At 38.6% G+C, this 23,480-nt stretch carries 23 protein-coding genes; 12 read left to right on the plus strand and 11 right to left on the minus strand.

All coding sequences use genetic code 11. The features are described 5' to 3' along the window. Nucleotides 1-42: 42 nt before the first annotated feature. From abeS to F936_RS06665, 4 genes are all read right to left on the minus strand, one after another. Nucleotides 43-372 carry a multidrug efflux SMR transporter AbeS gene (abeS, locus tag F936_RS06650; protein ID WP_003650669.1) on the minus strand — a complete coding sequence of 110 codons (330 nt, stop codon included), beginning with the start codon at nucleotides 370-372 and terminating at the stop codon, nucleotides 43-45. A 247-nt stretch (nucleotides 373-619) separates the two neighbouring features. After that, a complete protein-coding gene (locus F936_RS06655; protein ID WP_005046084.1) occupies nucleotides 620-871 on the minus strand; it encodes a YfhL family 4Fe-4S dicluster ferredoxin in 252 nt (83 codons plus the stop codon). A 2-nt stretch (nucleotides 872-873) separates the two neighbouring features. Next, a complete protein-coding gene (gene trhP / locus F936_RS06660; RefSeq protein WP_005046085.1) occupies nucleotides 874-2,244 on the minus strand; it encodes a prephenate-dependent tRNA uridine(34) hydroxylase TrhP in 1,371 nt (456 codons plus the stop codon). Nucleotides 2,245-2,300: 56 nt separating this feature from the next. Continuing rightward, nucleotides 2,301-3,767, minus strand: coding sequence for an aminotransferase-like domain-containing protein (locus F936_RS06665; RefSeq protein ID WP_080595400.1), 1,467 nt, complete (start codon nucleotides 3,765-3,767; stop codon nucleotides 2,301-2,303). Nucleotides 3,768-3,999: 232 nt separating this feature from the next. Here F936_RS06665 and F936_RS06670 point away from each other — a divergent pair, with 232 nt between their 5' ends. After that, on the plus strand, nucleotides 4,000-4,869 hold the full coding sequence (locus F936_RS06670; protein ID WP_005046087.1) for a PhzF family phenazine biosynthesis protein: 870 nt from the start codon (nucleotides 4,000-4,002) through the stop codon (nucleotides 4,867-4,869). Nucleotides 4,870-4,922: 53 nt separating this feature from the next. On the opposite strand, the gene F936_RS06675 is transcribed toward F936_RS06670, so the two are convergent. Then, nucleotides 4,923-5,702, minus strand: a complete 780-nt coding sequence (locus tag F936_RS06675; RefSeq protein WP_003650674.1) for a ferredoxin--NADP reductase — start codon at nucleotides 5,700-5,702, stop codon at nucleotides 4,923-4,925. Between the two features lie 101 nt (nucleotides 5,703-5,803). Between F936_RS06675 and tsaA the strand changes: the two genes are divergently transcribed. Then, nucleotides 5,804-6,523 (plus strand): tRNA (N6-threonylcarbamoyladenosine(37)-N6)-methyltransferase TrmO, encoded by a 720-nt coding sequence (gene tsaA, locus F936_RS06680; RefSeq protein ID WP_016802161.1) that lies wholly within the window; start codon nucleotides 5,804-5,806, stop codon nucleotides 6,521-6,523. Nucleotides 6,524-6,532: 9 nt separating this feature from the next. On the opposite strand, the gene F936_RS06685 is transcribed toward tsaA, so the two are convergent. Next, a complete protein-coding gene (locus tag F936_RS06685) occupies nucleotides 6,533-7,804 on the minus strand; it encodes an MgtC/SapB family protein (protein ID WP_005046090.1) in 1,272 nt (423 codons plus the stop codon). Nucleotides 7,805-8,092: 288 nt separating this feature from the next. On the opposite strand from F936_RS06685, the gene F936_RS06690 reads away from it, so the two are divergent. The 4 genes from F936_RS06690 to F936_RS06705 all read left to right on the plus strand — a co-directional run bounded on the left by F936_RS06690 (nucleotide 8,093) and on the right by F936_RS06705 (nucleotide 12,395). Next, a complete protein-coding gene (locus tag F936_RS06690) occupies nucleotides 8,093-9,850 on the plus strand; it encodes a type IV pilus assembly ATPase TfpB (RefSeq protein ID WP_005046091.1) in 1,758 nt (585 codons plus the stop codon). Nucleotides 9,851-9,930: 80 nt separating this feature from the next. After that, the gene (locus tag F936_RS06695) at nucleotides 9,931-10,290 is read left to right on the plus strand and encodes a NirD/YgiW/YdeI family stress tolerance protein (protein WP_005046092.1); all 360 of its coding nucleotides are present in this window, start codon (nucleotides 9,931-9,933) and stop codon (nucleotides 10,288-10,290) included. Nucleotides 10,291-10,395: 105 nt separating this feature from the next. Then, nucleotides 10,396-11,058: a response regulator transcription factor gene (locus F936_RS06700; RefSeq protein WP_004643474.1), complete on the plus strand. Its 663-nt coding sequence runs from the start codon at nucleotides 10,396-10,398 to the stop codon at nucleotides 11,056-11,058. Next, nucleotides 11,055-12,395, plus strand: a complete 1,341-nt coding sequence (locus F936_RS06705) for a sensor histidine kinase (protein ID WP_005046093.1) — start codon at nucleotides 11,055-11,057, stop codon at nucleotides 12,393-12,395. Before F936_RS06700 ends, F936_RS06705 begins: the two co-directional genes overlap by 4 nt. Nucleotides 12,396-12,467: 72 nt before the next feature. Here the strand turns inward: F936_RS06705 and hemP are convergent, their stop codons facing one another. Beyond that, complete coding sequence (gene hemP / locus F936_RS06710; protein ID WP_004643472.1) at nucleotides 12,468-12,638, minus strand: hemin uptake protein HemP; 171 nt, start codon at nucleotides 12,636-12,638, stop codon at nucleotides 12,468-12,470. Nucleotides 12,639-12,774: 136 nt separating this feature from the next. On the opposite strand from hemP, the gene F936_RS06715 reads away from it, so the two are divergent. Next, the gene (locus F936_RS06715) at nucleotides 12,775-13,677 is read left to right on the plus strand and encodes an NUDIX domain-containing protein (RefSeq protein WP_005046094.1); all 903 of its coding nucleotides are present in this window, start codon (nucleotides 12,775-12,777) and stop codon (nucleotides 13,675-13,677) included. 25 nt (nucleotides 13,678-13,702) lie between these two features. Here F936_RS06715 and F936_RS06720 read toward each other — a convergent pair whose 3' ends face one another. Further along, nucleotides 13,703-14,254: a tetratricopeptide repeat protein gene (locus tag F936_RS06720; RefSeq protein ID WP_003650683.1), complete on the minus strand. Its 552-nt coding sequence runs from the start codon at nucleotides 14,252-14,254 to the stop codon at nucleotides 13,703-13,705. A 21-nt stretch (nucleotides 14,255-14,275) separates the two neighbouring features. Beyond that, nucleotides 14,276-16,672, minus strand: coding sequence for a penicillin-binding protein 1B (gene mrcB / locus F936_RS06725; protein WP_005046096.1), 2,397 nt, complete (start codon nucleotides 16,670-16,672; stop codon nucleotides 14,276-14,278). Nucleotides 16,673-16,857: 185 nt separating this feature from the next. On the opposite strand from mrcB, the gene F936_RS06730 reads away from it, so the two are divergent. The 3 genes from F936_RS06730 (at nucleotide 16,858) to F936_RS06740 (ending at nucleotide 18,505) form a co-directional block, all read left to right on the plus strand. Beyond that, complete coding sequence (locus F936_RS06730; RefSeq protein WP_003650688.1) at nucleotides 16,858-17,766, plus strand: NAD(+) kinase; 909 nt, start codon at nucleotides 16,858-16,860, stop codon at nucleotides 17,764-17,766. Beyond that, nucleotides 17,763-18,035: a YeaC family protein gene (locus F936_RS06735; RefSeq protein ID WP_004643467.1), complete on the plus strand. Its 273-nt coding sequence runs from the start codon at nucleotides 17,763-17,765 to the stop codon at nucleotides 18,033-18,035. Before F936_RS06730 ends, F936_RS06735 begins: the two co-directional genes overlap by 4 nt. A gap of 62 nt (nucleotides 18,036-18,097) precedes the next feature. After that, a complete protein-coding gene (locus tag F936_RS06740) occupies nucleotides 18,098-18,505 on the plus strand; it encodes a hypothetical protein (protein WP_005046099.1) in 408 nt (135 codons plus the stop codon). Nucleotides 18,506-18,543: 38 nt separating this feature from the next. On the opposite strand, the gene F936_RS06745 is transcribed toward F936_RS06740, so the two are convergent. Further along, nucleotides 18,544-19,539 (minus strand): glycosyl transferase family protein, encoded by a 996-nt coding sequence (locus tag F936_RS06745; RefSeq protein WP_005046102.1) that lies wholly within the window; start codon nucleotides 19,537-19,539, stop codon nucleotides 18,544-18,546. A gap of 504 nt (nucleotides 19,540-20,043) precedes the next feature. Here F936_RS06745 and F936_RS06750 point away from each other — a divergent pair. Further along, on the plus strand, nucleotides 20,044-21,402 hold the full coding sequence (locus F936_RS06750) for a dicarboxylate/amino acid:cation symporter (protein ID WP_003650695.1): 1,359 nt from the start codon (nucleotides 20,044-20,046) through the stop codon (nucleotides 21,400-21,402). A gap of 163 nt (nucleotides 21,403-21,565) precedes the next feature. Continuing rightward, complete coding sequence (locus F936_RS06755; RefSeq protein WP_003650697.1) at nucleotides 21,566-22,711, plus strand: acyl-CoA dehydrogenase family protein; 1,146 nt, start codon at nucleotides 21,566-21,568, stop codon at nucleotides 22,709-22,711. A 50-nt stretch (nucleotides 22,712-22,761) separates the two neighbouring features. Here the strand turns inward: F936_RS06755 and F936_RS06760 are convergent, their stop codons facing one another. Then, nucleotides 22,762-23,388: a hypothetical protein gene (locus F936_RS06760; protein ID WP_005046105.1), complete on the minus strand. Its 627-nt coding sequence runs from the start codon at nucleotides 23,386-23,388 to the stop codon at nucleotides 22,762-22,764. Between the last annotated feature and the right edge of the window lie 92 nt (nucleotides 23,389-23,480).

A 23,480-nucleotide genomic window follows, 5' to 3' on the forward strand; every position in this document is an offset into this window, starting at 1 on the left:
ATAAAAAATTCTCACCGTACTCGGTTGTTTTTTAATTATATTTTATAGATGAGTATTTTTAGAAAACACATTAATAATGATAATGCCTGCGATCATTAAAGTAAGGCCAATGCAGGCTGCCAAGTCTAAATGCTGTTTGTAAAATATCCAGCCAATTGCAGAAATTAAAATAATACCTGCACCAGACCAAATGGCATATGCAATTCCGATAGGAATTGTTTTTAGCGTCAGAGACAATAAATAAAAAGCAATTGCATAACCTACAACAGTAATAATCGAAGGAATTGGAACAGTAAAACCTTGAGATGCTTTTAAAGCTGAAGTTGCAATGACTTCACAAGCAATCGCAATTGCTAAATAAAGATAAGACATGGGGAGCTGCGCCAGAATGAGTTTTAATCAATCTATATGAAATGTTGAAATGGTTAGATCAGTTTTAACGATTGTTCAATTTTTTTGGTACACAAATACAAGTAAATTAAACTGAACTGATCATTTGATTTTATCACTTGCAAAGTGGTCTCAGCTATTTATTCGTTTATTTAATCATTGATCCGTGCAGTCATTTAGAGGATCAGCGACTTTAGCTTGATCCTCTATAAACTTTTTAAAAGATAGATTAGCCGAGCAAATTTAATCCCTTAAATTTCTCTAATAGTTGATCTTGGGTTTCAATATGTGCCGGATCTTGTTTTATACAATCGATTGGACAAACCGCCTTACAGGTTGGCGCATCGTAAAAGCCTACACACTCAGTACAACGGAATGGATCAATTTCATAAACTTTACTCCCTTCACAAATGGCGATGTTGGGGCATTCAGGTAAGCACATATCACAATTGATACAGTCGTTCGTAATTAAAAGTGCCATTTTTAACTCGCTGAATAAGCTAATGTCGATGCAGTAATACTTTCCTTCGCATGTGGTAAGTTGCGTACGAGTAGTGCATAACTGATATCAACATCTTGTGAAAGCGGAATTTCAACGAAATGCCCCGAACCTTTGGCATCTATAATTGGGTTACCTTTTAAATCGCGCATTTTGGTTAAGCTAAAGGTAATATTGCCTTGCGGTGTCATGAGTTCAAGTGAGTCGCCCACTACAAAACGGTTTTTAACTTCAATACGAATATAGTCGCCGTGACGCTCTAAAACCTCTCCACAAAATTGTTGATAGTCAAAATGTGATGAGCCATCGGCATAGTTTTGATATTCACTGTGCACATGACGTCTTAAAAAGCCTTCGGTATAACCACGGTTTGCCAAACCTTCAAGCTGAGACATTAAGCTTGGGTCAAATGGTTTTCCTGCTAATGCATCATCAATCGCTTTTCGATAAATTTGGGCAGTACGGGCACAGTAAAAATAGGATTTAGTACGGCCTTCAATTTTAAGCGAGGCTATGCCCATTTTTGTTAAACGATCTACATGTTGTACAGCACGTAAATCTTTCGAGTTCATAAAATAGGTACCGTGTTCATCTTCTTCGGCAGCAAACATTTCTTCATCATTACGTTGTACTAATAGGGTTTGAGCCGAAGTTATTTCTGATTGTGCTGATGAGCAGCAAGACTTTTCTGACTCATTGAGCTGAGTGACTGGAATTACATCACCGTTTAAATCTTCTTGGGCTTCATGCAGCTTATAGTCCCAACGGCAAGCATTGGTACAAGCACCTTGATTGGCATCACGTTTGTTCATATATCCTGAAAGTAAGCAGCGACCTGAGTAGGCCATGCATAATGCGCCATGCACAAAAACTTCAAGTTCAATATCGGGCACATGTTGCTGGATTTCTTCTATTTCTTCTAAAGACAACTCACGCGATAAAATGACACGGCTTAAACCGTAATCTTTCCAGAATTTAACAGTTGCCCAATTAATCGCGTTGGCTTGAACCGATAGATGAATTTGTACATCAGGAAAATGTTCACGCACCATCATAATTAAGCCCGGATCAGACATAATGAACGCATCTGGTTGCATAGCCACAATCGGTTCAAGATCACGAATAAAGTTTTTTAATTTGCTGTTATGTGGCTGAATATTCACCACAACATAAAACTTTTTACCCAAAGCATGAGCTTCATCAATTCCAATTTTTAAGTTGTCATGATCAAAAGCATTATTACGCACACGTAAACTGTAACGTGGTTGGCCTGCATATACGGCATCTGCACCATAGGCAAATGCATAGCGCATGTTTTTAAGTGAACCTGCGGGAGAGAGAAGTTCAGTATTCATAAAATAAAAGGCATAAAAAATTTATGGTTTTATTTTATTAACTCTGTATTTTTGATTCAACCTACTGAATTAGTAGGAATTTGGCCTATATCTTTTTGCGCGGGTAGCATATTTTTTGCCAACTCTCCTAAACGCATCAAAGCATTTAACATTTTGGGATTTAACTCAAAACATGCTGCAATACGTAAACAATGACTAAAACGTTTATCAGCCGAACATAAAATTCCCGGCATACATAAGATTTTTTCATCCATAGCTTGATGAAACAGTTCTAATGTATCGATAGATTCGGGGAGTTCTAACCATAAAATAAATCCAGCTTGTGGGCGACTGACTCGAGTACCGAGTGGAAAATAACGACAAATATAAGACTTAATGGTGTCAATTTGTTGTTGATAGCGTTTTTTGAGCTGACGTAAATGCAGGTCATAACCACCATTTTCCAAGAAAAGTCCTAAGGTTTCAGTGAGCAAAGCAGGCTCGGCCACCGTTGTTGTAAATTTCAGTTGCTGCACAATATTACGAAAGCGCCCAGCTTCTAACCAACCGATTCGATAGTCGGGTGCTACAGTCTTGGTGTAGCTACTACATACGAGAACCCATCCATTTTGATCAAATGCCTTAATGTTGGGTAAGAGAGGTTCGGCTAGTTGTAATTCGGCATACATCGCATCTTCAATAACAGGAACTTGAAACTGATTAGCTAGCTCTGCCAAGCGACGGCGGCTGCTTTCCGGCATACTAAAACCGAGAGGATTGTGTCCGGTCGGAATCGTTAATATGGCTTGTACACTTTGAGATTTTAAGAGTTCTTCAAGCGTATCTAGACACATGCCTGTATGCGGTGAAGTGGGAACTTCTACAATTTTTCGGCCTAAATTATGCAGGAGCGGGTACAAGTTATGAAAAGTCGGGATCTCAAGGGCGATGGTGTCACCCGCTTGAGTTGTTGCCATAATCGCGAGACTTAAAGCCTCCATGGTGCCATGAGTCAGCACAATATCATCTGCTGAAAGAAACATACCGAGTTGCAAGCTTCGTCTAGCAATTTGTGTGCGCAGTCGTATTGACCCGGGTGGTAAGGTATAGCTTTTAAAAATATCTGGTTGTGTACGTAAAACCTGAGCAGTTAAGCGTTTTAAACGTTCAATCGGGTAGAAATTTTCTCCTGAGGGGCAAGCTAGGGCCAAATTAATATAGGCTGGGTCCATTTGCTTTTTAACGATTTGTGCGAGGAAGCAGCTAATACCTGAAAGAGGAACTTTTTCTTCACTGACATAACGTTCTTCGAGTTCTAGCAAGTTTGAAGGTGCATGACAAACATAGTAACCAGATTGCGGACGAACAGAAATTAAACCTTGATCTTCAAGCTGACGATACGCTTCTTTTACGGTGTTAATGCTGACTTGATAATGGTTTGCACAGTCTCGTATTGAAGGTAGACGCGAACCAATAGGCTGCCTCCCATTATGGATTTGAAGGATTAAGTCATCACTCACTTTTTTATATTTGTACATATCAATTCATTAAAAAGTCAAAGTAATGGGTACACTTTATAGTGATCTGTTATTTATCTCAAATATTGTGATTACTGTAGGTTGGTCCATTTAATCGAGTTTTACACTTAAAAACTGTGTCTATTATTTTTAATAAAAACTGATACTGTAACCATTAAAGATATCTCAGTAAGATCAAAAGCATGGTGAGGATTTAAAACCATAATTTTTTAATATCAAAATGAGTAGGAGTGGGTCTATGTCCGTTGTAGCATTTAAACAAGTTGATGTTTTTACTTCACAAGCATTTAAAGGAAATCCTGTCGCGGTGATTATGGACGCTAGTACCTTAACATCTGAGCAAATGCAGGCGATTGCCAATTGGACCAATCTCTCTGAAACTACATTTGTACTGCCTGCCACAGTTTCGCAAGCCGATTATCAGGTTCGAATTTTTACTCCGCAAAATGAATTACCATTTGCAGGCCATCCTACAATCGGCACAGCCCATGCTTTACTTGAAGCTGGTCTAATTACTGCTAAAGAAGGAAAATTGGTACAGCAATGTGGTGCAGGTTTAGTTGCTCTTACGGTAAGTGAATTGAATCATATTTCCTTTGAACTACCACAACCTAAAATTACGCCATTAGATACTAAACAGACTCAAAAATTGGCAGAGATTTTAAAATGTCAGATTGACACTCAATGGAATGCTGCATTGGTTGATGTTGGGGCACGTTGGGTTGTATTACAAGCGGTTAATGCCGAAGCTGTTTTAGCGACTCAACCAGACTTCGCTGCTTTAAAACAACATGATTTAGAAATGAAAGTTGGTGGAGCGACGGTTTATGGTTTTTATGAAAATAATGATGAGCAAAAACATATAGAAGTTCGCTCATTTGCCCCTTCAATTGGAATAAATGAAGATCCAGTTTGTGGTAGTGGTAATGGTAGCGTAGCGTCATTTATTCGTTACCATGGTATTTTGCCTGCACAAAATGATCAGGTACTTTCTTCACAAGGTCGCGTTTTAGGACGTGACGGACAGCTTCAACTAAATTTATATCAAGATAAAATTTTAGTGGGTGGAAGCGCTGTTACCTGTATTGATGGCACAATCAAGTTATAAAACAAATATAAAAAAACCGAGGACTTGGCCTCGGTTTTTTTAATTAGAAAAACTTATTTTTCTACGAACGCACGTTCAATTACGTAGTCGCCCATTACACCCATACGAGGTGATTCAACTAAACCATGTTCGTCAAGTAACGCAGCAACGTCTTTCAAGAAAGCAGGGCTACCGCAAAGCATTGCACGGTCAGTTTCACGGTTAAATCGTGGTAAACCAACTTTTTCGAATAAAGCACCAGTTTCAATTGCAGTTGTTACACGGCCTTGAGTGTGGAAAGGTTCACGAGTTACAGTAGGGTAGTAAACAAGTTTGTCTTTAATACCTAACTCTTCAAAGAACTCATGGTTTGGTAATTCGTTCAAGATAAGGTCTTGATAAGCTAATTCAGAAATATAACGTGTACCATGAACAACGATTACTTTTTCAAAACGTTCGTAAGTTTCTGGGTCACGAATAATTGATAAGAATGGTGCAAGGCCAGTACCAGAAGATAAAAGGTACAAGTTTTTACCCGGTAAAAGGTCATCATGAACCAATGTACCTGTGGGTTTTTTAGAAATTAAAATTTCATCGCCAACTTGTACTTTTTGCAAAATCGAAGTTAAAGGACCTTCTTGTACTTTAATTGAGAAGAATTCTAACTCTTCTTCGTAATTTGCACTTGCAATCGAATACGCGCGCATTAACGGTTTGCCATTCACTTCAAGTCCGATCATTACGAACTGACCATTTTTAAAACGTAAGCTAGTGTCGCGTGTAGTTTTAAAACTGAAAAGGGTGTCATTCCAGTGGTGAACATGAGTAATGCGTTCGACGTTAAAAGCAGCCATTAAAGGTCTCGATCACGATTAAAAGAAAACAGATTGCTATTCTAATCTAAATTCATTCCCGATAAACTGAATATATTTAATTGTGTTTATAAGAAAAAGTGATGATCAATTCTGTCACCTTCCCGATAATCGGCCACATGTGCTCTCCCTATCGAGAAAAATTCGGTATTCCACGCCAGCCTAATTTGGTAAATATCGAGTCATATATTGACATGGTAGAACCTTATAATGACTTGTTGGCTTTTGAGGGAATTGAACAATTTAGTCATCTCTGGCTAGTCTGGCAGTTTCATGACAATAAAAATCAGGGTATTGCAGATAAATTCCGTCCGCAAGTTCGTCCCCCACGTTTAGGGGGTAATGAAAAAATTGGCGTATTTGCTACACGTAGCATGTATCGACCAGCACCAGTGGGCTTGTCTGTAGTACGGTTAAAGAAGGTTGAAAAAGTTGGAAAGTCAGTCCGAGTGTACGTCACTGGCAGCGATTTATTAGATGGAACTCCAATTCTAGATATCAAACCCTATATTCAATATTCTGATGCGATTGCTGATGCACAAAGTGGTTATGCACATGCAGAACCAGAGCGTAAATCGGTCATTTGGTCTGAACCTGCTCTAAATGCTCAAAAATATTTTTTACAAAATAAAGAAATGAATTCACAGTACATTGATGAGCTTGAGCAGGTATTGGCTTTAGACCCACGGCCTGCCTATCAAGAAGATCCTGACAGAATTTATAAAATGAAATTTTCCAGTTTCGATATTCATTTTAAAGTCGGTCAGTTTGAAGTTACCGTAGTGGATGTGGTGCAAAGCTGATTCGCTATTTTAAAACCAATGTATGTTGAGCCAAAGTAAAGTAATGAATATAGCCATATGAATAAGCTGGGCGGGAACGAAAGCAAGTGCGTAGGGCAGCCCGCCCGAAATTGCAGAGTTTATACTTTTGGCAATTGCATGCACTGCAAAGCCCCCCATAAAAGCAATTAATAAAGGGGACATATGAGCACTATCAGGCTCACCTTGTACAATTACTGCGGCTATAGCTGCATGGATCTCAAACAAAGAAGCGAGTAACGTTCCGGCTATTAATCCTGCATCGCCTAAAGATATACTTAAACCATAAACACCTGCCTGAATGAGTGTAAGTGTTCCAGCAATAATAATGGCTTCTTTAAGACTAAACATTCTTGAGTCGAGTTCAGGTAAAGTAGTACTAGGCTCTGCTTTACGTAATAAAATAAAAGCCCATACCGCTAAAACAACTAATGCAATAATGGCAGGAAATATAATTAGCTTAAACCAAGTAAAGCTAATACCGATCACAATAATTAAAGTTTGAATCAGTGTTGAAACGCAGGACATTAATGCAGCGCCTGCATTAGTCGTTGCATTTGCACGACCAGAACGTACCTCTAAACCCAAACTGGCAATAGCTGCTGTACTGGAAACAAAACCTGAAGCCAAAGATGAAAGTAATAAGGCATTTTTAGAAGATAATAAGCGTTTGGCAATATGTGCCAGTGCCTGCACAAATAAGATTAAAGTCAGTAATTTTAAAATAACATTCGGATTTAAAACTGGACCCCAAAAGGGTTTATTTGGGACTAAAGGTAAAGCAATTAAAAGTAAGGCGAGTAGAAAAATTCCATCGCGCAATTCTGCCTCGGTAATCCATTGGCTAGCAATACCATGCATAGACTGCTTAGCTATTAAAATAGCCGTCATGATGACTGCTAAACTTGCTGCCAATGAAATATTCCAAATACAGAGAGCTCCAATGAAATAAGTCATGATAAATGCAAGTTCAGTGGTAACGCCCGGATCATTTGGCTGATTTTTAAGGGAAACGATGCTAATTGCACCGATGATTAAAGCTCCAACAATCCCAATTGAAGTGCCGAATAAAAAACAGATCGCGCCTAATAAAGCACTAATTGCAAAAGATCTAAAACCAGCGAAAGTTTTATATTCGTGTTTGAGCTTACTGTGTTCTCGTTCTAAGCCGATTAATAAGCCACAGCCAAGGGCAGCTGCAATGACTGTAATGAATTCTTCAAAGGATGTTGTTTGTAATGACATTGTCATTGGAAGTTCCATATTACTTCCTCTTATGCTTATAGTTATATGTAGATTTGAATCATTTTAAAATCATGTATTCAAGTTCAGTTTATGCTTTTTATGAGACTGATCATAGTATCTTTTTTAGACAATGCAACATACAAAATATTTTTATAAACATGACCCATGACGCAAAAAAATATCAAGTTGAGAATTGGTTTAATTATTTGAAGTTGAAGGATATTTAAATAGTGGATTTAACGATTTTGGGGTGAGTTAAATCTAAAACATCTCTGCTATATTATAAAAGTATATTGGGGATAACGCATGAATGCACATGTAGAAATAGATACCTATTGGTGTCTAGAACAACTATTACAAGAAGGCCGTATCACAGAACGAGATAAATTACTGGTACAGTCAAGCCACCGCCAAAAGGACCAGCTAAAGTGGCATCCATTACAATGGATTGCACATTTTAATTTAAAAGATCAGCAACACATACAGGCCCATTTAAGTTTAAACCGTTTGTGTTTATGGTTTGCAGATCGAGTTCAACTTCCTTTATTTGTGATTGATCCTTTAAAGGCAGATGTGAGTGCTTTAACTCAAGTCATGTCACAAGAATTTGCTATTCGTAATCATATTTTAGCTGTTGAAATTCATGCCGACCGAATTGTGATTGGAACCGACCAGCCATTTCAAACAGATTGGCTCAATAATCTTGAACGAAGTCTAGCTCCTAAAAAAATTGAGCGGGTACTACTTAATCCCGAACAGTTACAACGTTATTTACGCGAATATTATCAGGTCAGTCGAGCAGTAAATTCAGCTCAAAAAGATGCAGCTCATGACCGTGATAATAAAAATGTTGAAGCTCTTTTACAACTTGGGGATAGCCAAAACCCAGATGCCAATGATCAGCATATTGTGAAATTAGTCGACTGGATTTTACAGTTTGCGTTCGAGCAGAGTGCCAGTGACATTCATATGGAACCGCGTAAGGACAATGGCAAAGTCAGGTTTCGGATCGATGGCGTTTTACACACCATTTATAACATGCCTTCAAATACACTGACCGCCGTGATTGCACGTATTAAGATTTTAGGACGTTTAAATGTCGCCGAAAAGCGCAAACCACAAGATGGTCGATTAAAAACTCGGACACCAAAGGGGCAAGAAACAGAGCTACGTTTATCGACCTTGCCAACAGCCTTTGGTGAAAAACTGGTTATGCGTATTTTCGATCCCGATGTGCTGGTACGTTCTTTTCATCAATTAGGTTTTGAAGAGAGCTTATTACAACAGTGGCAGCAATTAACAAAAAATAGCCATGGCATTATTTTAGTCACTGGCCCTACGGGTTCAGGTAAAACGACAACGTTATATTCTTCGTTAAAGCAGCTCGCAACAGATCAGGTCAATGTCTGTACCATTGAAGATCCAATTGAAATGTTAGAGCCTAGTTTTAACCAGATGCAGGTCAACAATGCAATTGAATTAGGCTTTGCAGATGGTGTTCGTGCGCTCATGCGTCAAGACCCCGATATTATTATGATTGGGGAAATTCGTGATCAAGATACAGCGAATATGGCAATTCAGGCGGCATTAACAGGTCATTTAGTATTATCAACTTTACACACCAATGATGCGCCGTCCAGTTTAACTCGCTTGCACGATTTAGGTGTGCAGCCATTTTTAACAGCAGCCACAATTCTAGGTGTGCTCGCACAGCGTTTAGTACGACAGCTTTGTCAGCACTGCAAACAGCAAACTCATATTAATGAGGACGAATGGCAACATCTCACATTCGACTACATTATGGACATGCCAGAAAAAGTTTATCAGGCTGTTGGATGTGAACAATGTCGTCATACAGGCTATAAAGGGCGAATCGGTATTTATGAATTTATGCCGGTCAGTCTTGAGTTTAAGCATCTTATTAGTAGTCATGCGATGTTAAATGATTTAAGAACTCAAACTAAAAAAGAAGGTATAGAACCCTTGAGAATTGCGGGTGCTCGTAAAGTCATTGAGGGTGTTACGACATTAGAAGAGGTCTTACGGGTTGTTCCATTAAATTAAGTTTTTCTTAAGATTCACCTCATTTATGCTTGATTTAATTGCTTTATCCCAAGAGGAAACCATAAACAGAGGGTAATTATATGAATATGCTTAAAGTAATGTTGTTGACTGCTGGTATGGCTACTGCTGGCATAGTTGTAGCGAATACACCAGTGAATCAGGCTGCAATTGCGCCGGCAACTGTCACCACGGTAAAACAGGCATTAACGGCTAAAGATAGTACACCGATAAAATTACATGGTCAGGTTGTAAAATCTTTAGGTGATGAAAAATATCAATTTCGTGACAAGACAGGTAGCATTACAGTTGATGTAGATGATGAACTTTGGCAAGGTCGTCCTATTTCACCAAATACAAATGTAACTTTAATTGGTGAAGTAGACATTGATTATAAACCTTTAAAACGCGTCGAAATTGATGTGGATCAAGTTCAGTTTTAATTAATAATCTTAGATGTATTGCCTTTAGCCGCATTTTAATAATGCGGCTTTGCTTTTTCTAGAAAGGCTTGGCAAGATCAAATCAGGATATAACAGGAAAAATAGATGAGAATTTTGCTTGCAGAAGATGATCGCTCTCAAGCTGAAAGTATTCAATCTTGGCTAGAGTTAGACGGTTATCAGGTAGATTGGGTAGAAAGAGGCGATTATGCGCTTACGGCAATCGAGCAGCATGACTATGACTGTATTTTGCTTGATCGGGGGCTGCCTCAACTGGCTGGTGAAAAAGTTTTAACAACGATCCGCCATAAACAAAAAAATGTTCCTGTTATTTTTATTACAGCTCGTGACAGTATTCATGACCGAGTAGAAGGACTAGATTTAGGTGCAAATGATTATTTGGTTAAGCCTTTTAGCTTAGAAGAGCTATCTGCTCGAATCCGCGCTCAATTACGCAAGCAAACGTTGAGTCAGCAATCGGTTTTAACATGGGGCGATCTGCAACTCGATACACAAGCAAAAGTTGTATCATGTGCTGGCAAGTCCATTGATTTAACAGCAAAAGAGTTCCAAATATTACGTAAGCTTATGGTTCATCCTGAGCATATTATTACACGTGATCAATTAGAAGAAGCACTCTATGCATGGGGTGAGGAAATTGAAAGTAACGCGATAGAAGTATTTATTTATCAGCTTCGAAAAAAAATCGGAAGTAGCAGCATTAAAACCATACGGGGGTTAGGCTACCGTATGGGAGACTTAAAATGAAATCTAATCGCTCATCTTTACAGTCGCAACTGGTTAAAACCACGATGTGGAGTAGTGTCGTGGTGGGCTTGCTGGCTTTAAGCTTACTCACCATATTTTCTGTTTATCACAACATGTCAGTGCAAGACGAAATCATGGATGAAATTTCAGATACTTTGCTGGTTTCAGATCTTTCTCAATACTCCATGAAACAGTTTGACGAGCTCAGTGATGAATTTGACATTCAGTATGAGTTATTAGACACAGGCCAAGTACTTACTCATTCTCATAGCTATCAGCATGAGCTTTTTGAACAAGACAACTTATCAGAAGGTTTTTCATATTTTTGGTTTGATGGTCAATTATGGCGTAGTCTGGCTACACAGCAAGAAGACTCCCAACTTCAAGTTGAAGTCTTTCAGCCAATGAGTACACGTGTTGAAGAAGTACTCAAAGCACTTGCAGGTTATAGTGGCCTTATGGTGTTGTTCTGGCTACTACAATGGGTCATTGTAAGTTGGCGTACGGAGCAACAATTGGCTGCGCTAAATTTACTTTCTAAACGTATTGCTCAAAAAACAGCATCAAATTTAGAACCTATTCAAGACCCAGATGTCATTACAGAAATTCAACCTGTGATTGATGCTTTAAATCAATTACTCGCAAGGCTGCAAAGGGCATTAGTCGCAGAACAGCGTTTTACCGCAGATGCTTCTCATGAGCTGCGTTCGCCATTATCTGCTATAAAAATGCGCCTTCAGGTTTTACAGCGTAAATATCAACATGTTCCAGAGCTGCATCAAGACTTTGAACGTATACAAGAAGACGTTTCTAGAAGTACCAAAATACTTGAAAATTTACTCCTTCTCGCTCGATTGGAACCCAATGAAGCAGAGCAGCCACAACTTCCTAAGACAGTTATCGATTTAAATTATTTATTGGCCAGAGTTATTGAAACTGTAAATTTAGATGCGAAAGCTAAACAAATGTTGATAAAGACAAATACCTTATCGACAGAAACTAAAACATTTGCGAATGAAGAATTACTCTTTATTGCTTTTAGAAATTTATTTGATAATGCCATTCGTTATAGCCCGACTTTAGGTTCTATTCATGTTGAGATTAGTCAGCATGAACAGCAAATTAAGGTCTCCATTGAAGATACGGGAAATGGGGTAGATGACGAAGTGCTATTACGTTTAGGGCAGCGTTTTTTTCGGGTGTTGGGTACACAGCAGCAAGGTTCAGGGTTGGGAATTTCGATTACACGAAAAATTATTGAATTGCATAATGGTGAATTACATTTTATGCATGCTGAACAGGGTGGCTTGAGGATGGAGGTTAATCTACCTTTATAAAAAAATAGCATGGTTACCCATGCTATCCATTTTTTGTTTTCCCACGAATATTATTGAAACGCGAGTGTATTTTTATTTAGTTAAAATTAGACGATTATTGCGAGTGAGGCGTAAACGATATTCCTCGCCAGCATGCATAATGCGGATTTCACGGCCTAATGCAAAGAGGTTGTTAGAATGTAACATTGGTAAGGCATGAGCTGTTTCATTGTTACGGGTAAATAAGCTAAAAGGTGCGTTCATTTGTTGTGCTCCGTGGTATGTTCTTGAACGATTTAAATGATAATCATTATCGAATAGGTCTGTCAATGAGATTTTTAAAATTTTATAAAATGATAAAATTTGCTTACACTTGAGAAAAGTTTTAGAGAGTAAAAAGATGCCCAAACCAATAGTCGATGTCGCTATAGCAATCTTGATCCATCGTGGAAAAATATTAGTAGGATGGCGCGGGGAGCAGCAGCATCAAGGTGGAAAGCATGAGTTTCCAGGAGGAAAGGTTGAGCAGGGTGAAACACCAGAAGAAGCCTGCCGCCGTGAAATCTATGAAGAAGTGGGTATTGGTTTAAAAAATTGGCATCAGTTTGATTATATTCACCATGAATATGACGACATTATTGTCAATTTACATTTATTCCATAGTTATGTGCCTGATGAACTATTAAATCTTATTCATCAGCCATGGGCGTGGTATACACGGGAACAGTTACTTCATTTAAACTTTCCAAAAGCCAATAAAGACATCATAAAACGACTTTATTGGCCTCATCTCATCAAAATTAGCAATATGCTTTCAACAGTAGAAAGCAGTGATGCTTTATTGTATTGGCGTATAGAAGAAGCTGATGCTGATCAGAGATATTTAGAACAATTAAGTGCTTTAGATGAAAATCAGTTATCAAACTTAATTATTAATACAGATATCTGGCAGCAATTAAGCTCTGAGTTAAAAAAGCAGATTAAGACCGTTCATTTAAAACAATCTCAGCTCATGAATTTGCATAAAGGCGATTTGACAGTAGGCTTACGTTATATTGCCGCTTGTCATGATGCAGTTTCTTTAAGGCAGGCTGAGCAGATTGGTTGTGATGCTGTTTTTATTAGTCCTGTAAAACCGACAGCGACTCATCCAGAAGCCTTGGCATTAGGTTGGGAACGTTTTGCTGATCTAGCCCAAAATAGCCAGATTCCGGTTTTTGCATTGGGAGGAGTGCATCCTGATGATTTAGCTACTGCACAACAGCATGGTGCATATGGCTTAGCAGGTATTCGTAATTTCTAATAAGAAAATAGAAAAGCATTAAAAGCTAGAGAGCTTTTAATGCTTGTTGCGCTTCTTGAACAGTTTTTTGATTATTGCGTTGTTGTCCAGCTTTTAAGATGGTCAACCAAAGTTGCTTTTTCATGGCCTGACTTTGAGCAAAACTTAAACCACGTCGTGCTAGAGACTCGGCATTAGAATATTGCTGTTTATGATTTGCCGTAAGGGCAAGGAATAGATATGTTTCTGCGGCTTGTGGTGCTAAACGCTGTGCTTGGAGTGCATAGCGTTCAGCTTCTGACCATTGCTGATTTTTGTATGCCTGTTGGGTTTTCTGCATTAAGACTTTAAATGCAGGTAATTGGCTTCCATCATCATTAAAGCGTTGCGGCTTTTTCTGCTGAGGAACAATAACCTGCAAGTTCTTGCGGTGAATTTCCGGATGATCATAAGGCGTAATTTTTACACCCGATGGAGTTTCCGTGCTCTTTTTCGCTGGTGGAGCAGGTGCTTTGTCTTTGGAGCCAGATTGATCAGGCAAAGTTGTACAGCCGACCATAAGTACAGCACCAATATAAAAAACACCTTTCTTCAACATATCCTACTTTCCTGTTAACGCTTAGTTGTTATAACTACCACTTGAAATGACTCGTGTGTTATTTGACAGATCTTGTTGCATCTGGCTTTCACTTTCACGAATATAACTGTCGGTATTATCATCTTGAGCGTCGGGCGTTGTGTTATCACTTTGTGGCGTATATGTTGGATCAACTTGATAATACGGTGCTCCACATGGCGTAGCACGGTGCGGAACTGTATGCGTTAGCATCGGAATATACATAGCACCATCACAAGCCTGAGCAGATAAATCACCCGTTGCACGATCAATCCACTGCCACTGTACAGTGTCTGGTTGACGTATATTCACAGGAGTTTGACGTAATTGCTTCATCACATTAATCCATACTGGCAATGCACCAGATGAACCTGTTAATCCTGTTACTTTGTTGTCATCTAAACCTAACCAAACTACAGCAACGTGATTACCTGAGTAACCTGCAAACCATGAATCACGTGTATCGTTAGTCGTACCTGATTTACCTGCCAATTTTAAAGCTGGAGATAAGCTGCTATAAGCTGCACGACCAGTACCTGAAGACATCACCTGTTGTAGGCCATAATTCATGATATAGCCGACAGAAGGATCAATCGTTTGTTGAACATTAAGGCCATAACGGTCAAGCAGACGACCATTCGCGTCTACGACAGATCGAATCGCACGAGTTGGATATTTAAAACCGCCTGTAGCGAAGTTTTCATAAATTCCAAGTACTTCCATTGGTGACATATTGACTGCCCCAAGGAAAATAGAAGGGTAGGCAGGAATCGTTGATTCAACACCAAATTTTCTTAAATTATTAGTAAAAGTAGATAAACCAAACTCTTGACCCATGCGTACAGCAGATAAGTTATATGAATTTGCTAATGCTTCACTCAGACTGACTACACCATGTCCACCGCCACTATAGTTTTTAGGTGTCCAGCTTTTACCACCGTCTACAGGAACACTGATTGGTGCATCTTCAATTTGGCTTGCCCAGTTATAACGTCCAGATTCAATAGCACTTAAATAAATCACAGGTTTCAATAAAGAACCGACTTGACGTTTCGCATCTAAAGCACGGTTAAAACCAGTAAAGTCTTGTGTAGAACCAACGGCTGCAACTAACTCGCCATTTTCAGGATGTGCAATCAGTACAGCCCCTTGTAAGTTTTTCAAACGCGCTGGATTACTGTTAGCTAAACGGTCTACTGAAGCTTTAAAAGCATTTTGGACTTGAGTTTGAGTAATTGGATCTAAGGTCGTAAAAATACGTAATCCCTGATTGGTTAAATCACTTTCTTGATACTCTGTACGTAATTGACGACGTACAATATCTAAAAAGTCTGGGAATTTTGCAGGCCCTAAACTTGGTTTACTTAACACATTTAAAGGACGTGCAATTTCATCTTCATATTCAGCTTGAGTTAAATAACCCATCACACGCATATTATTTAACACAGTATCGCGGCGTTTTTTTGCACCTTCAGGGTTTTTCCAAGGGTTATATAAAGAAGGGCCTTGAACGAGTCCAACTAAATAAGCTTGTTGTGCAACACTGAGTTCACGTAGCGGCAGGCCGAAATAAAATTGTGAAGCCAAACCATAACCATTAATTGAATAGCTACCATTTTGGCCCAGATTCACTTCATTTAAATACGCTTCTAAAATTTCATCTTTGCTGTAATGCAGTTCGATGAGTAAAGCCATTAATGCTTCATTGACTTTACGTTTTAGTGTGCGTTCAGGGGTGAGATAGAAGTTTTTAACTAATTGTTGAGTCAGGGTTGAGCCACCTTGACGTTTTCCACCAGTAACATTACTGACCAATGCACGAGCTGTACCGCGAATTGAAATACCATGATGATGATAAAAATTGCGGTCTTCTGTAGAAATTAAAGCTTCAATGAGTGGTTTAGGGACATTATTCAGTTTAATGAGTACACGGTCTTCATTGTGTTGAGGATAAATTCCTCCAATGAGTAGCGGTTCTAAGCGTGCAACGCCGGTTGAAGACGGTTTAGTACTTCTAACTTCAACAACTTGATCATTTGCAAAACTTAACTCTAAGACTTGTTCTGGTTCAACGCTGTCACCGTAGTCAAAACCACGTGTGTGGATATACATATTGCTGCCTTGAGCAACATAGCTTCCAGACTTGTCATAATTACTTGAAGTTTTGTAACCCAATAGCTTTAATTCTTGAGTGAAATTTGCTTGAGAAATAGGCGCGTTGTTATAAATTTCCAAAGGTCGTGCAAACACTTTGGCAGGAATATCCCACCGCTGTCCTTCAAATTTTTCACGGATAATATTATCTAAACGAATCAGATAGATACTAAGAGCAATAAAAGCACCAATGACCAAAATGGAAAAGATTAGTGCAAAGAAACCGATACCACGTTCAAACTTCATAAAAATGAGATAAAACCCTAACAATGCCTGCAATGATGCGATAGCTTGTCATCAATTTGCAATGATAAAACTGTGAATAATTGGAAAACTTAGATTGAATTTTACAGCATCTTGTAGTTATGTTTTTTTAAATTAATCGGGTTAATGTTATTATATGCGAGTATCGCAGCGGAGCTTACTCATTCGTGCAAATTTCACATAAGTCCTTCAGAAACGTCGGGTTAATCGGTCGACCAGATAAATCATCAGTTGTAGAAACACTATGTTTAATTCATGATCATTTATTGAACTTAGGTTTGAACCCCATTTTTGATCAGGAAACAGCCGAATTAGTGCCTTATGATCATGCACAGATAGTAAGCCGTCATCTATTAGGTGAAGTTGCTGATTTAGTTATTGTGGTTGGAGGCGATGGTTCTCTACTCCATGCAGCAAGAGCATTGGTCCGTTATAATACCCCTGTTATTGGCATTAACCGTGGGCGATTAGGTTTTTTAACTGATATCAAACCTTCAGAAGCGATTTTTAAACTTGACCAAGTGCTTCAAGGTCATTTCCAGCTTGATCGCCGTTTCTTACTTGAAATGGAAGTACGAACAAATGGCGAAGTTATTTATGATGCAATCGCTTTAAATGATGTCGTTTTGCATTCGGGTAAGTCCGTCCATATGATTGACTTTGAACTCAACATTGATGGTCAATATGTTTATCGTCAGCATAGTGATGGTTTAATTGTTTCTACTCCAACTGGATCAACGGCTTATGCGTTGTCAGGTGGTGGACCAATTTTACATCCAAGTATGGATGCGATTGCATTAGTTCCAATGCATCCCCATACATTGTCATCACGTCCCATCGTAGTCGGTGGTCAGAGTGAAATTAAAATCGTTATTCGCGAAAATCGGGTGTTACCGATGGTGAGTGCTGATGGACAACATAGCATATCGCTGAATGTTGGAGATAGTTTACACATCCGCAAACATCCATTTAAACTAAGTTTATTGCATCCACCAGGTTATGATTTCTATATGGCCTGCCGTACCAAACTTGGTTGGAACCAAGATTTTGAATCTTTTCAAAGAGATGAATCATGAATATTGAACAAATGCTATCTGTTTTAAACCCTGAAATTGTAGAGCGTTTAAAAACAGCAGTAGAAATTGGTAAATGGCCAAATGGCGTTGTTTTAACAAAAGAGCAGCGTGAGACTTGTATGCAAGCTGTTATCGCTTGGGAGTTGAAAAACTTACCAGAAGAACAGCGTAGCGGCTATATTGACCGTGGTACGAAAGAGGAAGGTGAAGAGTGTGATGATGATCATCACAAGCATGAGCCAGAATTTAAGCCAATTCGTTTTGTTTAATTTAAGAAGCTCAGTGATTACTGGGCTTTTTTTATGTTTATCAAAATATAATAAAGAATCCTATGAAACGTTTAAAACCTATTTACGTACTATTATTTCTAATATTGTTTAGTGGTGCTGCATTCGCCAAACAACCGATTGAATGTTTACTCAACGTGAAGGTTGTTGCGAGTCGGAAATACACTTCACCTCAAGCTAAATATACAAGTATAAAGAACGACGGTTATCCCATGTTATTGATTGGGATTCAGGTGCTGGAGTCGCAAACAATACGAAGCTCCCAAAAGATCAAAGCGCATCATTTATATTGTAAGACACTTATTGGTCAACAACGAGATGCTTATCTTTCGGGTTCCTACGATTCTAATAAGATTACAATCAAAATAGGTGATCACTTGAAACTAAGAAATATTCATTCTTCAGGTCAGGAATATCCATTTTGGCCAGATTTTTATTATATTGAACCTTAAAACCAAGGCTATCCGATATAACCTTGGTCATTCATATATTAGAAACGACTATTCCATAACGCTTTTGCTTTCAGCATTGCCTCTTCAAAACTAGTAACAACTCCCATGGTATATAACGCGATTCCGATGGTTTCTGTTACTGCCATTTCACCGTATTCATGGTGCTGCTGACCTAACCATACTGCTTTAAAAGTTGCTAAATCTAACTCTTCTTCAGTTGGACTACGTTCAGGTGTGAGCTTTGGTAACTCATGTTCATAGAGTTCACCATTTTTAATACCACAAATGAGTGTTTTTGCATCTGGATTTCGCTCAAATTCACCGCCTTCACCCTTAATGACTGCACTATTTTGATAGCCTAAGCGCAGTGCACTATGTTGATGGGAAGTTCTATAAGCTGGATGGAATATAGCTTGTAAGGTGGCTTTTGCATTAAAAGGATTTATTAAGCGGGCTAAAGTATGAATAGGCGAGCGCAATCCCATCACATTTCTTAAAGAAATCAGTTCACTTAAAACAGGTGAAATCACGTCTAAAGGTAAGTAGGCAAAATTTTGCTCTGCTAATTGTGTACGCACTTCTTGTTCAGAATGACAAATTTGATAACCAAGATATTCTAAAACCTGCTCGGTATAGACGCGGTTAAGCGTGTGGCCTGAAGCACCGTGCATAACAATTTTATAACCGTGTTGAGCAAGGGTGAGGGCCGCTAACAAGAACCAAGGATAATGTTTACGTTTACCTGCATAAGATGACCAGTCTAAATCAACTTCTAATGGCTGAAAATTAAGCTGGTCTCTAGTCGCTTGAACAAATCCTGCGAGTTCATCAATAGATTCTTCTTTAACCCGAAGCAGCATTAAAAAAGCGCCTAACTGCACATCAAGCACTTCACCTTTTAAAATCATGGTAAATGCCTGATACGCTTCTTCATAGCTTAAGGAACGTGAACCACTTTTTCCCTTACCTAAAATACGGACATATTGAGCGAAGGGGTGTTCAGCATCTTTATAGATATTACGTTTAGTATTCATCGTAGTTCAAAAACAATAAAAATGATGGGATGCAGGCAGCTCAAAATGAAATGTCCACAAGTATTTAATCAATATGACATAAAAAACTGTCGAAAAAATATCAAAAGTGTTTCTTATACTAAAGTCTTAGGGCCACATGAGTGTTTTTTGCACGTATTAGCCAGAAATTTAATCGAATCATTGTTTAATTCGAGTACACTTTCTCGTGCTTTTTTGAGCACTCATATCATAATTTTCTGTGATTCTCCTATATCTTCAGCTTTTTATTGAAAAAGTAAGAGGTTATTTCTAACTACTCAAAGTAGTTAGGAACTTCAGGTATTCTCCTGTTTTAGAAAACAGCTTTTTTGTTTTCATTGAGGTAGTAGGAAGGTTTTTTGTTTACAAAGAACCGTTTCCCTTTTGCGGTGTTCATGTGAAAGGTTAGGGCTGTGTATTCGTAAAGAATAGACGTTTCATTTTGGTATTTCCAACGGACTTGGAAATATAGATTGAAGTAAAGTTATGGCTAAAAAACCGATTTATAAATCACTTTATTTTCAAGTGATTATTGCGATTATTGCGGGTATCTTGGTAGGGCATTTTTCCCCAAGCTCAACGCAAATTGTCAATGGTGTCGAACAGCATATTCCAGGTTTAGGTGAAAAACTCAAGCCATTAGGTGATGCCTTTATTCGTTTGATCAAGATGATCATCGCTCCAGTTATTTTCTGTACCGTGGTGAGCGGTATTGCTGGCATGGAAAGCATGAAGTCAGTCGGAAAAACTGGCGGCGTTGCGTTGTTATACTTTGAAGTTGTTTCAACAATTGCACTTCTAATTGGCCTTGTTGTAATTAACATCGCTAAACCGGGTGTAGGGATGAATGTTGACCCTACTACTCTTGATACTTCGGGCATTCAAAAATACGTCAGTTCTGGTGAGTCACAATCTACCATTGATTTCTTAATGCACATCATCCCTGATACGGTGGTTGGTGCATTTGCAAATGGTGAAATCTTACAAGTCCTTCTTTTTGCAATTCTCTTTGGTTTTGCTTTACATAAACTAGGTGATGCAGGACGTCCAGTTTTAAAATTTATTGATCAAGTTGCACATGTGTTCTTTAACATTGTGAACATGGTCATGAAACTGGCACCGATTGGCGCATTTGGCGCAATGGCATTCACCATTGGTAAATATGGTGTTGGTTCACTCGTACAATTAGGGCAACTCATTATCTGCTTCTATATTACGTGTTTACTCTTTATCTTTTTGATCTTGGGTACAATCAGCCGTATTAGTGGATTTAGTATCCTCAAGATGATTCGCCTGATTCGTGAAGAGTTATTAATTGTACTTGGTACATCTTCTTCTGAATCTGTTTTGCCGCGTATGTTGCGTAAACTCGAAATTGCAGGTTGTGAAAAATCTGTAGTCGGTTTAGTTATTCCAACAGGTTATTCATTTAACCTTGATGGAACGTCAATCTATTTGACCATGGCTGCGATCTTTATTGCTCAGGCCACAAATACACAGCTTGATGTCCAGCATCAGATCACTTTGTTATTAGTACTCTTAATTTCATCTAAGGGGGCGGCAGGTGTAACTGGCTCAGGTTTTATTGTTATGGCAGCAACTTTGTCTGCTGTTGGACATATTCCAGTTGCAGGCTTGGCATTAATCTTAGGTATTGACCGTTTCATGTCAGAAGCACGTGCTTTAACTAACCTTGTCGGTAACTCTTTAGCAACGATTGTGGTTGCTAAATGGGTGGGTGCTTTAGATAAAGATAAGCTGAATGAAGCTTTAAACAATCCAGATGAAGTCGACAGAAAAATGATGGAGCAAAAAACTCCTCAAGTCGCTGAAGGTCTAGATTAATTGGAATAAACCTATATAAAAAAGGAAGCTATGGCTTCCTTTTTTATTGGCTGACTGAAAAGTACAGTTTTAATGAGCAGCTATGCCATGACAGTTGCTTGAAAAATGATTAGCATGCACAACAACGAGATTCGATAAAACAATAAAGCTGAAGGAAAATATTATGTTGGCATACGATGCAGATTTAGAATTATTCCGTGATAATTTTAAGCGTTTTATGGGTGAGCATATTGCACCACACTACGACCAATGGGAACGTGAAGGCATTATGCCTCGTTCTGTTTGGAACCAATTGGGCGAAAATGGCTATTTATGTGTGGATGTCCCTGAAGAATACGGTGGTTATGGGGTTCCGACATACTATTCATTAATGTTAGTTGAAGAATCTGCACGTGCCGGTTTTTGTGCATTATCAACAGCCATTTCTTGCCACTCTGAAATTGCTGCACCCTATATTTTACACATCGGGACAGAAGAGCAAAAACAATACTGGTTACCGAAAATGGTAACAGGTGAAGTCGTTGGTGCAATTGGTATGACTGAACCAGGAGCAGGTTCAGATTTACAATCAATGCGTACTAGCGCCATCTTGCAAGACGATCATTATGTGTTAAATGGTTCAAAAACATTTATTTCAAATGGCCAACATGCCGATCTTGTTGTGCTCGCAGTAAAAACTGATCCTCAAGCCCGTGCTAAAGGCGTATCTTTATTATTAGCAGATACTCACTTAGAAGGCTTCAAAAAAGGCACAAACCTCGACAAAATCGGCCTGCATTCTCAAGACACATCTGAGCTGTTTTTTGACAATGTGAAAGTGCCTAAAAACCAGTTACTTGGTCAAGCTGGGCAAGGTTTTGCTTATTTAATGCAAGAATTACCACGTGAACGTACTGCAATTGCATCCACTGCAATTGGTGCAATCCGCGGTGCAATTGATTTGACAACGGCTTATGTAAAAGAACGCCAAGCATTTGGTCAACCCATTTCACAATTCCAAAATACGCGTTTTGTTTTGGCGCAAGCGAAAATTGATGAACTTGCTACAGCGGCTTTTTATGAAAGAAATATTGCTCTATATCAAGAAGGTAAACTAGATGTAGAAACGGCTGCAGCATTGAAAAGTTTCAGTAGCGATATGCAAATGAAAGTTGCAGATAACTTGCTTCAGCTTTTTGGTGGTTATGGCTATATGACCGAATATCCAATTTCACGTTTCTTTGTAGATGCTCGTATTCAGCGTATTTACGGTGGTACAAATGAAATTATGAAAGAAATCGTAGCGCGTGGATTAATTGGCAAAGCCTAATTAAGCAGAGTAAAAACAGCCTGTTCTAGAACAGGCTGTTTTGTTTTTAACTATTTGGTCTTCTGTTGAATGACAGGGTAGTTTTGTTGTTTCGGTAATTGCTGTAATGCATGATTCATCTTTTTTAAAAACTCATCGGCTTCATCTTGACGAAATGAGTCTTCGGTGTATGCACTACGTTCTTGGATATTGATACTACAACCTCTTATTTTCATATTTTTAGGATTAAATGACCAGTCATTTGGATCCTTTAAAGTAATGTCTAAATCACTTTCACAGCTTTTCCATAGACGTAAAAAATCATTTGATAACTCTGTTTTAAATCCTTGTGCAGGATAGACTGAAAATCCTTTCATTTCGGGATTATAAAACTGTATAAACATGTTTACTGGCATTCCACCCCAAATGATTGCTGTATCAGTTGGTAAAGAGATGCCTGATAAATTTTTCTCTTTTAAAGCATGTGTTTGTTCAAATTTCTGCCTGAAATGTTGCGACTGGTAGGTCAGCTTGGTTTGGGGTGGGATTGGAATACCACGAACTTGATTGCTGGCAGTAGTTATATAGTACGGGGACGGATCAGTACCATTGCATCCTGCAATTAGGGGACAGCCGCCACAAGCCGTTAGACTGACACTAATTAAACTCAGTAGACCTAAAACAATAATTTTATTCATTCTATTTTACTGTTGTTATGACATCTTCAGACAGTATAACTAATTCTCTCGATTAAGAGCTTTGTCTTTAAGAGGAGTGAATGCTCCTCTTA

It is taken from the genome of Acinetobacter calcoaceticus DSM 30006 = CIP 81.8 (assembly GCF_000368965.1).
GTDB lineage: Bacteria > Pseudomonadota > Gammaproteobacteria > Pseudomonadales > Moraxellaceae > Acinetobacter > Acinetobacter calcoaceticus.